The sequence below is a fragment of the Halobacteroides halobius DSM 5150 genome (genome assembly GCF_000328625.1).
GTDB classification, from domain to species: domain Bacteria; phylum Bacillota; class Halanaerobiia; order Halobacteroidales; family Halobacteroidaceae; genus Halobacteroides; species Halobacteroides halobius.
Genome location: NC_019978.1, coordinates 350,199 through 363,413, shown reverse-complemented (window position 1 = coordinate 363,413; position 13,215 = coordinate 350,199). Strand labels below are relative to the sequence as shown.

17 protein-coding genes and 1 pseudogene are annotated in these 13,215 nt (G+C 28.9%); 4 read left to right on the top strand and 14 right to left on the bottom strand.

Annotated elements, in window-relative coordinates; genetic code table 11:
• The first annotated feature begins 157 nt into the window (after window positions 1-157).
• The gene (locus tag HALHA_RS13535; RefSeq protein WP_015326079.1) at window positions 158-310 is read left to right on the top strand and encodes a hypothetical protein; all 153 of its coding nucleotides are present in this window, start codon (window positions 158-160) and stop codon (window positions 308-310) included.
• A gap of 35 nt (window positions 311-345) precedes the next feature.
• On the opposite strand, the gene HALHA_RS01745 is transcribed toward HALHA_RS13535, so the two are convergent.
• The 10 genes from HALHA_RS01745 to HALHA_RS01700 all read right to left on the bottom strand — a co-directional run bounded on the left by HALHA_RS01745 (window position 346) and on the right by HALHA_RS01700 (window position 6,339).
• Entirely contained in the window at window positions 346-1,317 is a 972-nt protein-coding gene (locus HALHA_RS01745) for an RHS repeat-associated core domain-containing protein (RefSeq protein ID WP_015326078.1), read from the bottom strand.
• On the bottom strand, window positions 1,295-1,606 hold the full coding sequence (locus HALHA_RS01740) for a hypothetical protein (RefSeq protein ID WP_015326077.1): 312 nt from the start codon (window positions 1,604-1,606) through the stop codon (window positions 1,295-1,297). The genes HALHA_RS01745 and HALHA_RS01740 overlap by 23 nt, the downstream gene beginning before the upstream one ends.
• 304 nt (window positions 1,607-1,910) lie before the next feature.
• The gene (locus HALHA_RS01735) at window positions 1,911-2,126 is read right to left on the bottom strand and encodes a hypothetical protein (protein WP_015326076.1); all 216 of its coding nucleotides are present in this window, start codon (window positions 2,124-2,126) and stop codon (window positions 1,911-1,913) included.
• A 16-nt stretch (window positions 2,127-2,142) separates the two neighbouring features.
• Entirely contained in the window at window positions 2,143-2,427 is a 285-nt protein-coding gene (locus HALHA_RS12920) for an RDD family protein (protein ID WP_281098768.1), read from the bottom strand.
• A 66-nt stretch (window positions 2,428-2,493) separates the two neighbouring features.
• The gene (locus HALHA_RS01725; RefSeq protein WP_015326075.1) at window positions 2,494-2,736 is read right to left on the bottom strand and encodes a hypothetical protein; all 243 of its coding nucleotides are present in this window, start codon (window positions 2,734-2,736) and stop codon (window positions 2,494-2,496) included.
• 83 nt (window positions 2,737-2,819) lie between these two features.
• A complete protein-coding gene (locus HALHA_RS01720; protein ID WP_015326074.1) occupies window positions 2,820-3,356 on the bottom strand; it encodes a hypothetical protein in 537 nt (178 codons plus the stop codon).
• Window positions 3,357-3,531: 175 nt separating this feature from the next.
• Complete coding sequence (locus HALHA_RS01715) at window positions 3,532-4,824, bottom strand: RHS repeat domain-containing protein (RefSeq protein ID WP_483788249.1); 1,293 nt, start codon at window positions 4,822-4,824, stop codon at window positions 3,532-3,534.
• 10 nt (window positions 4,825-4,834) lie between these two features.
• A complete protein-coding gene (locus HALHA_RS01710; RefSeq protein WP_015326073.1) occupies window positions 4,835-5,059 on the bottom strand; it encodes a hypothetical protein in 225 nt (74 codons plus the stop codon).
• Between the two features lie 127 nt (window positions 5,060-5,186).
• Complete coding sequence (locus tag HALHA_RS01705; protein ID WP_015326072.1) at window positions 5,187-5,555, bottom strand: zinc-ribbon domain-containing protein; 369 nt, start codon at window positions 5,553-5,555, stop codon at window positions 5,187-5,189.
• Between the two features lie 295 nt (window positions 5,556-5,850).
• Complete coding sequence (locus HALHA_RS01700) at window positions 5,851-6,339, bottom strand: hypothetical protein (protein WP_015326071.1); 489 nt, start codon at window positions 6,337-6,339, stop codon at window positions 5,851-5,853.
• Window positions 6,340-6,594: 255 nt separating this feature from the next.
• Between HALHA_RS01700 and HALHA_RS13645 the strand changes: the two genes are divergently transcribed.
• Together HALHA_RS13645 and HALHA_RS01695 are read left to right on the top strand one after the other, a co-directional pair.
• Window positions 6,595-6,813 (top strand): hypothetical protein, encoded by a 219-nt coding sequence (locus HALHA_RS13645; protein ID WP_245547376.1) that lies wholly within the window; start codon window positions 6,595-6,597, stop codon window positions 6,811-6,813.
• A 20-nt stretch (window positions 6,814-6,833) separates the two neighbouring features.
• Window positions 6,834-7,392: pseudogene (locus tag HALHA_RS01695) on the top strand (transposase); the annotation flags it as partial.
• Window positions 7,393-7,890: 498 nt separating this feature from the next.
• Here HALHA_RS01695 and HALHA_RS01690 read toward each other — a convergent pair.
• Together HALHA_RS01690 and HALHA_RS01685 are read right to left on the bottom strand one after the other, a co-directional pair.
• Complete coding sequence (locus HALHA_RS01690) at window positions 7,891-8,763, bottom strand: hypothetical protein (protein ID WP_015326070.1); 873 nt, start codon at window positions 8,761-8,763, stop codon at window positions 7,891-7,893.
• A 99-nt stretch (window positions 8,764-8,862) separates the two neighbouring features.
• Window positions 8,863-10,587 carry an RHS repeat domain-containing protein gene (locus HALHA_RS01685; RefSeq protein WP_015326069.1) on the bottom strand — a complete coding sequence of 575 codons (1,725 nt, stop codon included), beginning with the start codon at window positions 10,585-10,587 and terminating at the stop codon, window positions 8,863-8,865.
• A 274-nt stretch (window positions 10,588-10,861) separates the two neighbouring features.
• On the opposite strand from HALHA_RS01685, the gene HALHA_RS01680 reads away from it, so the two are divergent.
• Window positions 10,862-11,302 (top strand): MarR family winged helix-turn-helix transcriptional regulator, encoded by a 441-nt coding sequence (locus HALHA_RS01680; protein ID WP_015326068.1) that lies wholly within the window; start codon window positions 10,862-10,864, stop codon window positions 11,300-11,302.
• 44 nt (window positions 11,303-11,346) lie between these two features.
• On the opposite strand, the gene HALHA_RS01675 is transcribed toward HALHA_RS01680, so the two are convergent.
• A complete protein-coding gene (locus HALHA_RS01675) occupies window positions 11,347-11,853 on the bottom strand; it encodes a flavin reductase family protein (RefSeq protein WP_015326067.1) in 507 nt (168 codons plus the stop codon).
• 150 nt (window positions 11,854-12,003) lie between these two features.
• Window positions 12,004-13,113: a DUF362 domain-containing protein gene (locus HALHA_RS01670; RefSeq protein WP_015326066.1), complete on the bottom strand. Its 1,110-nt coding sequence runs from the start codon at window positions 13,111-13,113 to the stop codon at window positions 12,004-12,006.
• Window positions 13,114-13,215: the final 102 nt, after the last annotated feature.

Genomic DNA, 13,215 nt, shown 5'->3' with positions numbered 1-13,215 from the left:
CACCTTTAACTATCTCTAGTTGCTTATGGCTAAAATTAGGTTTGAATTTAAATGCTAATCTCATAGTTTCACCTCCTTTTTATGTTGTTAACTATATTATAACATAATGTTGATATGTTGTCAACTATATGATATACTTGGTTTAGAGGTGATGGAAATGAGAAGAAAAGCTGTTAATACTACATTAGATGAAGATTTATACAAAAAAATTAAAGTGTTGGCTATTAAGTTAGACAAGAACGCTAATGATTTGATTGAAGAAGGTATGGAATATATTATTGATAAGTACGAAAATCAAAAGAATGTTTAATTTTAAGGTATCGAACCTTAAAATTAAAGGCTCATTCAGCCCCTAAGACAAGCATAGGGGTTTTCTGAGCCTAACTTATAAACCCTTTGACCATTTGCTGCAGCTTTAGCATTTATATGAAATCCTAAATCCTTAGATTCATACACACCAAAACCTAAATCAGTAAAATAATAATAATCTGGAGAATCTTCTTCTACATGTAATTCAGTATCTAATCCATTTGGATCAACATATTTCAACGGATTATTTCTACAATACGTATACCAATTCCACCCATCCTGTACTGGATCTTCTGTAATAAACCTCCCAATTGTCGGATCATAATATCTTGCACCATAATAGTATAATCCTGTCATCCCATCAAACTCTTTACCTGTAAACCGATAACTGTCTTCAGTATTACCTTTACTTTTAATCAAATTACCAAAGGGACTGTACTTATATCTCATAACTTCATTTCCTTCTTCATCGGTAATTACAGAGGTACTACCTAATTGATCACTGATTATATACTTTAATTCTCCCTCTCCATTTACACTAGCAATCCTGCCATTCTGACCATAAATAAAGAACCTATTTAACTGATTAGTTCTATCTCTTTCTTCCAATACTTGCTGTCCTTTACCATACAAATAATAAGTTGTCCTAATTCCATTATCCTTTTTAATCCGCCAACCTTTAGTATTATACTTAAAGTTAATCTGATGATCATTGATATTTATCTGCCTTAGTTGATTCCGTAAGTCATACTTATAAGTAGTCTCTTGCAAAGGGTCTCCTGCAGATATTAATTCTCCATTATCACCAATCTTACCGTGGACTAATTTTTTACTTGTTACACTTCCATTTTCATTATAGGTGTAATTATAATGAGAGTATTTACTTAGTGAATAATTTTTTAGTTGATTATTATTTTTATTATAGGTATATTTGTATTGATAATAATCATCCTCACCAGAACCATGTTGGTAAATTAACTTCTTCCTAGCCTTTTTTACTAACTGCAACTACTTCATTAAAATCTTCTTTATCTCCATCAAGATTAATCAATAAAGGTGAAGTCACTGCATATCCTTTTAAATCTTTAGGAAAATTATTAACATTACTTCTATCTAAGTTCCAAAGATACAGTCTTCCATCTGGAGAACTAACTGCTACTTCCTTACCAGGTAATCCCCCTGTCTCACCAACAGCAGGTTTGAAATTCATTGCCATACCTACTAATGTAAGTAGGGGATTAAATATCATTAAGAATGATAACACTAATATTAGTAATTTGTTATTTATACCAGACATTTCTCTACCTCCTCTTTACAAACTAATCACTATTTTCATTCCCCCAATAGTAAGTTAATCCAATACTTGGTGCAAATTTTGCTTTTTCTATATACTCACCATTCTCTTTCTCCATTCTATTAACTAAACCATAAAAACCTCGTATTCCTACTTTACCCTAAATATATTCCATTCCTAATCCCAACCAATAGTTAGATAATTCTATTCCAAGAAAATTAGGTTTTTCACTATTTGTAAATACATAGCCACCAGTCAGTGAATAACGTGATTTACCATTATTAGTTTTCTTAAAGACATAACTTTCTCAAATAGGCATCATTATCTCTAAATCATCATAATAACCCGCCGAAATAAACCAACCATATTCCAAATTATCACTTTTCCAATTTCTAACCAAAAGTTTTCCTGGGCCAAAAACTTCTATACCATTCTTTCCAGTCATATCAACTGCTAAGGTAGTTGATGTACTCCATGTTATTACTGCTATAAATATAAGTCCATATATAAGTGTTTTTTTCATTTCAATTCCTCCCTGATTATGATTTGTCATTAGTTACTGAATTTCTAGTAACCATGCATCCAGCTATTACATTATGAAGAGCTTGTCCTTTAGAAGTAAAAACAATCATTAAATAACCTAAATCAAATATTACTCCAGTGATGAGTTTAGAAATATTACGTATAAACGCATGCCAAAAAGATAATCTATTATCATTAATATCTACAACCATTAAATTAAATATATTCTTACCAATCGTTCCCCTTAAAGGGCTACTCTCCATTATAAGGAAATAAAGAATGTTTGTAAGAAATACAACTATAAATGACTAGTAAATAATTTAAAAATTGATTACTAATTATTTTATGTAAAAAAATAATTTACTTATTTAATTAATAAAGTAGTAAACAGTCATAGCTATTCCTATTATAAGTAAAATTACATTTACAACTATAGCTTGTTTCTTTCTATTATATCCAGTTCTAAATAACATTCTATCAGCTAACAATCCTAAGCTTCCTCCAATTATAAGAAAAACTCCTGCTGCAGTAAATTTATAATTTAAAAAATAGCTTTCAACAATCTCAAAATAAAAAATGCAAAAAATACCAAGGAGAATTCTCTTTAACATTATTACTCCTCCTTGATTATAATTTATCATTCCTTGATATTACTCAATATTATTAATTATAGAAACTACAAGATGATTAAAATTTAACTCAACTCTTTTTTAATACGTTTAAAATCATCTAATGATGTAAAAAATCTAATGTAAAATCCAGTTGCTAAAACAATTGGAGAATCAACTATTTTAGAATTATGTTCTATTTCTAATTTATCAGCTATTCTCTCTTGCTTAATATTAATATTAGTTATCTCTTCTAAAAAGATAGGGATAGGTTGTTTAAATCCCATTACTTTAATAATTAATCCTCTTGGATAAATCATTACTTTGAATCCTGGACCATGATAGTTCATTCTAGAAATATTACCACTACATCTTCTAGACATTATTAATTGCCCCGATTTTTTTATAATTTTTTCTCTCTCCAAATACACTTCTTTATCAGTTTTATACATAAATATAGATAAAATCTTCATTCCAAGATATTGAAGGCTCAAAACAACCAATCCAAAATATAAAAACTCAATAATAGACATTGGATCTTCTGAAGAAACATTAATAAAAAAATTAATTATACCAACTATTATAAAAACCACACATAAAAAAACTACAACATACTGCTTCATATTTTCTTAGCTCCTTTTTAGATAATAGATTTAGTAGGAAATCACAAGAAATAATATATTTTCAAAATGTTTATTCCAATTATTTCTCATGATTTCCTTAGAAATAGTGTTATAATACTAGCCTTAAATTGATTCAGATTTTAAAAGCAATTCAAAGTTTATATTCAGTTTGATATTATTCATAGTCATAATTAACTGTCCAATCAGAAGGAGTTAATGAAGGTAAATCATTCTCAATCCAAAAGTTGGCCAGCATATTAGCTATTTTATCATCAAAAGCTCTAGCCATATCAAATATATTGAATTCTTGTCTAGTCTGAGTCCCAGAATAACCTGTAGAGGCTGAAATAGGAATCGGCATTCCTGCTAATGATTGAGCTGGAGGAGTTGGTCCCAAATCTATACCTCCAGTGAAGATAGAAGGAGCATTAGGGGGAGTTCCTTTTTCCCATCCACCTTCTAAATCCAAAAGTCCCATGTCAAATGCCCCATCACCATATATTGCTGTTCCCTTGAAATCTTCTACATCTCCAAATGGACTAAATTTGAAAGTCAAATCTACTTCTGCTCCTATTTCATTTCCCGCTCCTGCTGATTCTGCTGTATATGCTATAACATCTCCCTTAAGATCTATTACAAGTCCTAAACCTAATTGTCCCTCTGCAAATGCCTGACCAGCACCTGCTAATTCTACTGCAAATGCAGTTAACCCATCTAGATCAACATACCTCAAAGGATTATTTCTACAATACACATACCAATTCCATCCATCCTGAATCGGGTCTTCCGTAATAAATCTCCCAATCGTAGGATCATAATACCTCGCACCATAATAGTATAATCCTGTCATCCCATCAAACTCTTTACCTGTAAACCGATAACTATCTTCAGTATTACCTTTACTTTTAATTAAGTTACCAAAGGGACTATACTTATACCTCATCACTTCGTTCCCTTCTTCATCTGTAATTACAGAGGTACTACCTAACTGATCACTTACTACATAATTTATACTACCTTCCTTATCTAAAGTAGCCACTTTACCATTTGCTCCATAGATAAAGATTCTCTCTACTTCACTATTTTCATTTCTCTCTTCTAGAACTTGCTGTCCTTTACCATACAAATAATAGGTTGTCCTAATTTCATTATCCTTTTTAATCCGCCAACCTTTAGTATTATACTTAAAGTTAATCTGATGACCATTAATATTTATCTGCCTTAGTTGATTCCGTAAGTCATACTTATAAGTAGTCTCTTGCAAAGGGTCTCCTTCAGATATTAATCTTCCCTTGTCATCAATCTTACCGTAGACTAATTTTTTACTTGTTACACTTCCATTTTCATTATAGGTGTAATTATAATGAGAGTATTTACTTAGTGAATAATTTTTTAGTTGATTATTATTTTTATTATAGGTATATTTGTATTGATAATAATCATCTTCACCAGAACCATGTTGGTAAATTAACTTCTTCCTAGTCTTTTTTACTAACTACGACCACTTCATTAAAATCTTCCTTGTCTCCATCAAGATTAATCAATAAAGGTGAAGTTACTGCATATCCTTTTAAATCTTTAGGAAAATTCCGCACATTACTTTTATCTAAGTTCCAAATGTATAATCTCCCACCTGGAGAGCTAACTGCTATTTCTTCACCTGGTAATCCACCTGTTTCACCAACAGCAGGTTTGAAATTCATTGCCATACCTACTGAGGTAAGTAGGGGATTGAATATTAAAAAAATACTAATACCATTACTAAATATTTTTTAATCTTAGCACATTTACCCCTCCTAATCCATACATTAACCCTCAATAAGTATATACTTAATCACTAATTTCCTTATCTTCTTTTAATAATTCAATAATAACTCCAATTCCATAGTAAAAAATTCCCTTCATAACATAAGATAAAGTTGCACTTAACGTCTGAAATATTCTAAAAAATAAAGGAATTTCAAAAGAAGTTTTAGTCATAAAATATTTAGGAAACATAAACAAGATCCCAAAAAATGCAAATCCTATTCCTCCCCATTTAAGCCAATTTTCTATAGATAAATTAACATCATTATTTTTAGAATTCGACTTTAAAACTTTAGATTTACTATTTTCTTTCTTTTCAATTAACTCTGTTCCACAATCACTGCATACTTTAATTTCATCTCGATATTCGTACCCACATTTCGGACAATACATAATATTCCTCCCTCTATAAATTAAATTAGTAATACTTACTAATAATCTTTTTAAATTTTTTATCCAAATTTAAAATAACTAATTTTGAATCAAATTCAGATTCCAGTTCAAAAAAATCATCTAAAAATTCACCACTTTTGATTATTAATTGGTTTGTATTCAATAAATACTTAAATTCTATAGTACTCCACCTATTTTTAACCTCAAATCCTAATGAGTGAATTAATTTAGGATATTCTACAGATGCGATATCTTTAACTTCAGGTTTAGACTTTTAATTAAATTTAAAATACTATCAATTTTTCTTTATACTTTCTTTAAATTTACTGTCTAATTTAAATATAATCATCTTACCAAATAACCCTGACTTATCAATATCATCAGGAAATTCCTCATCAAGTATTAATAATTGATTTGTTTCTAGTGAATATCTAGCAAATATGGTATTCATTCTACCCTCAATAGTAAAATTTAACTGATGTGTAATTGGAGGATATGCTTTGAAGGTATGATTTTTTATTTCAATTTTAGCATGTCTAATAAACTTTAAAATATTTTCAATTTTTTTCTTATCTTTTATGGCATAATTTTTTTTCATTTTTTCATTATTTCTATAAAACAAATTTCCAATATAAATCCCATTACATTTGTCTAACTTTAACTTGCTATATATCTTTTTATTATTCATACTTGTAGTTTTGTTAATAGAATAATTTAAAGTTAAATAAATTGTTAAACTTATCATAACAATTAATACTAAAACTATTATTTGTTTTTTATTCATAAAATCATCCTTTCTCACTAGCGTTGCATCGTTTTTTATAAAAAGTTATTGAAAAAATAAAACTCCTTTGATTAAATGGATAAGTACCTGCACAGTACAAAATCCATGAAACCAAAGGAGCTGAAATCATGAATTATTGTACCATACTTTTAACTAAACTGCTAGATGTTATTGATAAAAATTTTCTAAAAGGTTTAATTAATAAATATAATGCAGATTATAAGGTTCATAAACTAACAACAGACAGAAGTTCATTTGTTATATTTACTTTACTTTCATCTTACTAAAAAAGAAAGTCTAGAAGATTTTGTTTCGGATCTAAAGAATAATAAGCAACTAAATAAAGTATTACCTAAGATAAGTAAGTCTCAGTTATCTCGAAAAAATAAAGATAGAACTTATAAAATTTTCTTTGAGATTTTTCAACACCTCTTTGATAAGCTTAAAGCTAATAAAGGGCTAAAAAAGCATTAAAAGAAATTGGTTCTGTAAAAATTTTAGATTCTTCAACAGTAAGCTTATGTTTATCATTATTTCCTTGGGCTAATTTTAGAAGTACTAAAGGTGGAATTAAGCTTCATACTCTATATGATTTAAATACTAATGCTCCAGAAAATATAATAATAAGTGATGCTGTAATTCATGATAAAGAAATATTTGATGAATTTATAGAAAATGATATTTACTTTGTAACTAGAGCAAAATCTAACACTAAAATTGAACTCATCAGATCGTTAGATCTAACTTCTAAGGATAAAGAAGCAGATGTTATATTAGACGCTGATGTAATGCTAGGCGACCATACTTCAGAGACTAGAATGAAACATGAGACAAGACTAGTTAGAGTAAAAACTACTGATCGAAATGGAAAAGATAAAATCATAGATATTCTAACTAATCGTTTTGATTTGGAAGCTCATGTAATAGCCTATTTGTATAAAAAGAGATGGCAAATAGAATTATTTTTTAAATGGATTAAGCAACATTTAAAGATAAAAAGATTTTTTGGGCAAAATAGAAATGCTGTCTTAACCCAAATTTATAGTGCTGTTATTTTATTTTTAATTCTAAAATTACTTAAGAAAGAGTCTAGATTCCAAGGAACATTACTTAAACTTACTAGAAAGATAAAATATTCTATTTTGTCAGTTGTAAAAAGCGATTTCCATTGGAATAAATGGATTAATAGTACTTGATAAAATTTATTGCTTAAAACCTAAGGTAAAATAGAATCTTGTTCAGAAATATATCCTATATTTTACTTTTAATACAAGATAAAAGTTTTATTTTGAAATGAAATTGTTTTTTAAAAATTTAACTATCATTAAGTTTTTGAGTACTAATTTAATTTCATTGAATTAGTCAATTTATAGTTTTTAACAATGCAACGATAGTGCAAAAGCATAAAAAAATCATCAAAAAACAATTGAGAGAAGAAAGCGACTAAATAGAAAATCTCATTACAAGCTGCTTAACTGGAGACTATGAAATTATTTTCAAAAAATACTTGATTGTTCAGAAACAATGCACTCTAACTTATATCTGAATAAATTATTTTGAATTTTTTATTTTATCTAATTTATTTTCATCCTCAATAAAAACCAAAAAATACTTTAAAAAACCAAAATTATCATTAATTAATATAATTACATCTTTATTAAAAAATTTAGTTAACTTTATTAAAGTATCACACTCTTTTAATTCATAAGTTTTAATTATGGATTTAAAAACAATATTTCCATTAATAAATTTTACTTTATCTGCTACTCGAGAAAATATAGAATAAAATATAGTTAATGAAAAGATAACCCCAACTATAATTAATGTAATCATTTTAAAGTAAAAGTTAACTATAAAATAAGGCAAACTAGCTATAAAATATAAAATTATTATCTTATAAGCCATTTTATTATTTAACTCTAAATCTAAACTTGATATATTTTTTAAATCATTGTTATTACTGTTTATAGTTTTGATGTTTTTCGTTAATTTAGTTATTTCCTCTTTAAGTTTCTTATAATTTTTTTCACTATAACATTTAACCAAAATTCTATATTTTATCATCTTTCCTTTTACCTTTATTAGAAACCTTATATCCTCACCTAAAAAATTCTTCGAAAAACTACATTTATGAATATCTTCTTTATCAAATTCCTTACCCCACCCAAATAAAAGATTAAACTTTATTTTATCTTCTTTGATTAAAATTGAAATTGGTACCTTAAAAATATAATAAAAACCAATAACATGAACAATAAATGATATTATCGCTCCTTCAATAAAAACAAAAATACTATTATCTAAATTAGGTTCTCCTGTCAGAACAATAAACCACACAACTGATAACACAAATAAAATCCATATCTTAAGAAAATAATGAAACAATTTATAAAAACGACCCATTTCATATTTTTTAAAACCCATTTTCTTCTCCCCCCATCTAATAATTATTGTAGCTACTATATTCATAATCATATCTAGAATTAGGATAGTTATATCTATATTCTGTATTTCCTTGTCTCTTTAAAAGAAAAAATTCTTTATCTTCTTACCTATATTTTTAGCTTCTTCCTTTAAATTTTTAGACCATAATATATGAGTTTTCCCAACAAATGTATGTGTTTCAAAAGATGCAGGTAATACTGTTGTATCTCCTCCAATACCGAGAGAAAAATTATGTGTAATACTACCATTCTTTGGTGAAATAGTAGTATCATATCCTCCCGAAAATTTAGTTACTCCTACTCCAAACCCAGTATTAATAGATGTTCCTTCATGGTCAAAAACCGTATCAGCATTGGCAGAAAAAGAACCTTGTAATCCTAGATTAAAAAATCCCCCAGTAGCTGCTGATGGACTAATAGAAGTTCCAGCACTTTTTTCATACATAAAAGCTAAATTCCAATTATCATCTACTGCAAACATAAAATCAAGGTTACCACCAGCTATCCTTCCATAAAACGCATTAAATCCTAATCTCATAGTCCACAACCCATCAGGATCAACATATTTCAACGGATTATTTCTACAATACACATACCAATTCCATCCATCTTGAATCGGATCCTCACTAATAAATCTCCCAATTGTCGGGTCATAATATCTTGCACCATAATAGTATAATCCTGTCATCCTATCAAACTCTTTACCTGTAAACCGATAACTGTCTTCAGTATTACCTTTACTTTTAATTAAATTACCAAAGGGACTGTACTTATATCTCATAACTTCATTTCCTTCTTCATCGGTAATTACAGAGGTACTACCTAATTGATCACTGATTATATACTTTAATTCTCCCTCTCCATTTACACTAGCAATCCTGCCATTCTGACCATAAATAAAGAGTCTATTTAACTGATTAGTTCTATCTCTTTCTTCCAATACTTGCTGTCCTTTACCATACAAATAATAAGTTGTCCTAATTCCATTATCCTTTTTAATCCGCCAACCTTTAGTATTATACTTAAAGTTAATCTGATGACCATTAATATTTATCTGTCGTAGTTGATTCCGTAAGTCATACTTATAAGTAGTCTCTTGCAAAGGGTCTCCTGCAGATATTAATTCTCCATTATCACCAATCTTACCGTGGACTAATTTTTTACTTGTTACACTTCCATTTTCATTATAGGTGTAATTATAATGAGAGTATTTACTTAGTGAATAATTTTTTAGTTGATTATTATTTTTATTATAGATATCTTTGTATTGGTAATAATCATCTTCACCAGAACCATGTTGGTAAATTAACTTCTTCCTATTACCTATCTTATCATAATCAAACAATTTTCTCTTGTTACCAGGATAATCAATTGCCTTCAATCGACCTACTTCATCATATTGGTACCCCATTTCTCCTCCATAAGTTCCAGTCTCCTTGGTAACATTACCTAAATTATCATAATTATAGGTCTGTTCAAAAATTTTCTGTCCAGTACTATTTTGTTTAGCATAAATATTAGTTAATCTTTGTCTATTATCATAAGTGAAATCATTTGTTATAGTTTCATGACCATAAGCTATACTATCAATCGCTCCATTTTTATTATAATCATAATTAGCAACCTCTGTTCCATTATAAATTACTTTGTCCATTAACCCTCTTAATGTATAAGTATAATCTACTACATTATCAGAAGGATAAATTATACTTTTTAATTCACCATAGTGATTATAATCATAATGAGTATTCCAAGCTTGTCCTACTTCATCTAAATTTCGAGTAATATCTACTACTCGATTCATTTCATCATAACTATAATTAACTGTAACATCTCCATCACTTACAGTAGTTTAACAATTATATCATTAATTTCATGTCGTAGAGTCAACCTTTGTAGCTCTATTTTTCAATAAGTGTACCAATTCAATAAATAAACTTACAATCTTCAACCAAAATCCAAATTTATCTATAAAAACAAAAATTACTATTCTAAAAATAGCGTAAAATTTTTATTTTTTAATTATTATTTAATTTATGATATAATTAAAATTGACTAATTAAAAGAAGGTGAATTATATGAAATCACTTTGCTCTATCTGTTCTATAGATATGGCGATCACTATTTCACAGCTTAATAAAACTTTAACTAGAGAAATAAAAAAAGAGTGCAAAAGAAATAAAATTGCTGACTTGCATCCTACTCAAGGAAAAGCTTTATTTCTATTAAAAGAAAAAGGGTGCCTGCGTTTGAGTGATCTAGCTAATGAATTGTCTCTAACTAAACCAACAGTAACTGTTTTAGTAAAAAAATTAGAGACAGAAGATTATATAACTAGAAAAACTTGCTCTGATGATAAAAGATGTAATCGCATTGAGTTGACTGATACAGGTAAGGAAATATTAAATACTTTTTTAGAGGTAGGAGATAAAATTAACCGTCAGTTATTCCAGGGATTAAGTAAAGAGGAAAAAATAAATTGTATTGATACTCTACAAAAAATGATAGATAATTATTAAAACCTTAGCTTAAAGATTAACTCCCTAAGCTAAGGTTTTTTCTTCTACTCATTATCTGTATAGCAAGTCACAATTTCACCAAAATAAAGAGTATGATAACCTTCCTGAGCATACCACTCTTCATCAACTACTTGATCTAAATTTTCTTTATCCATTGGTTGTTTGAATTTTATCTTACATTCATAATGTAGATCACAACCATCAATTACTGGAGTATCTACTTCTTTTCCTTCTAAAGCAGTTAAATCACACTCTGCGAATTTATCATAATCTCTACCGGATTTACTACCACAGAAACTTAGTTCTTCTTTCATCTTTCCTTGTAAAGGAATACTAACCGTAAATTCATCACTATTTTCAATTAATTGATAAGTATAGCGGGAACCTCTGACCATAACCATAAAAACAGGTTGGCCCCAAATATAGCCAATACTTCCCCAACCAATGGTCATTGTATTAACTTCATCATTTGCTTGCACAGTTAAAAAAGCACCCTTAGCTAAAGCTTCAGTAGCTTCTTGCATATACTGATCATAAGATACCTCTTTCATACTCTCCCTCCTTTTAATAATTTACAACTGCTAATTGACAATTTAAATCAAATAGTAGATATCTAACCACTTAGTTTAAGTCTAGCCTTAAGTAAACCATTACAATTATATGGTCTAGATATCAATTTTATAACTCACAACTCATAACTACTATACTTCAATTAAATTATATTCTCTAGTTCCTAAACCTATTTTTTCTCCATGCACCAATTGTGCTTCCCAATCAACATCTGGATGAACCCCTCTAAACTTATCTTCACCTGGTTCATAATTGCACTCTAAAGCACTATGTTTATTACCAGGCTGTTGATTAACTAAATCAGCACAAGCTTGATCTAAAGCAACAGGATCTTTAGAAGCTAAAATACCTATATCACTTACAATTGGTTGGTCAGACCATGGCGTACAATCACAAAGAGGAGATACATCCATTACAAAATTTATATATCCCATTTTTTCCTCTTTACCTTTAATTGCCCCTAAAGTAAACTCTGCCATTCTCTCTTGAACTCCAACAGGAGCATCCTTTTTACCTGCAGTAGAAATAACATTAACAGGACAACTAACCAAACATTCACCACAGCCAACACATTCGTCTAAGTTAATCTCACTAAATTCTTCAACAACAATAGCATCATGAGCACACCACTCTGCACACTTACCACAAGCAATACAATCTTCAATATTAACCTGCGGTTCTACTACCGTATGCATCATTTGTTTACCACTACGACTACCAAGTCCCATACCTACATTTTTAATAGCTCCACCAAAACCAGTTAATTCATGTCCTTTAAAGTGGGCCATACTAATCATTCCATCAGCCTGCATAGCTTCAGAGCCAATTTTAACAAAATCAAAATGTTCTCCATCAATCTCAACTTCAGTAAAGTTTTTACCATTAAGTCCATCAGCAATAACCAATGGGGCTAATACTGTAGAATAACCAAAGCCATTAGCAATAGCTGTATTTAAATGATCAACAGCATTAGATCGAGCTCCAGAATATAAAGTATTAGCATCAGTTAGAAATGGACTTCCTGCTTGCTCTTTAATTTCTTTAACCATCCTTCGGGCAAACATAGGACGAATAAAGGCATTGCCTCCTTTTTCACCAAAATGAATCTTAATTGCCCATAAATCATCCTTATCGATCATTCCCTCAAATCCAGCTTTCTTAAATAATCTTGATAACTTATTAACCAGATTATTCTTTTTATCTCTAGTCCTCATATTAGAATAATATACATCACTAGTCATTACTTAATCCCCCTTATATGGCTTAAAATTATTTATCAAGGTGAAGATTAAGACTAAGGCCTAGACCAAACTCTCTAGACTTTATAGTTGACCTTAGCCTCA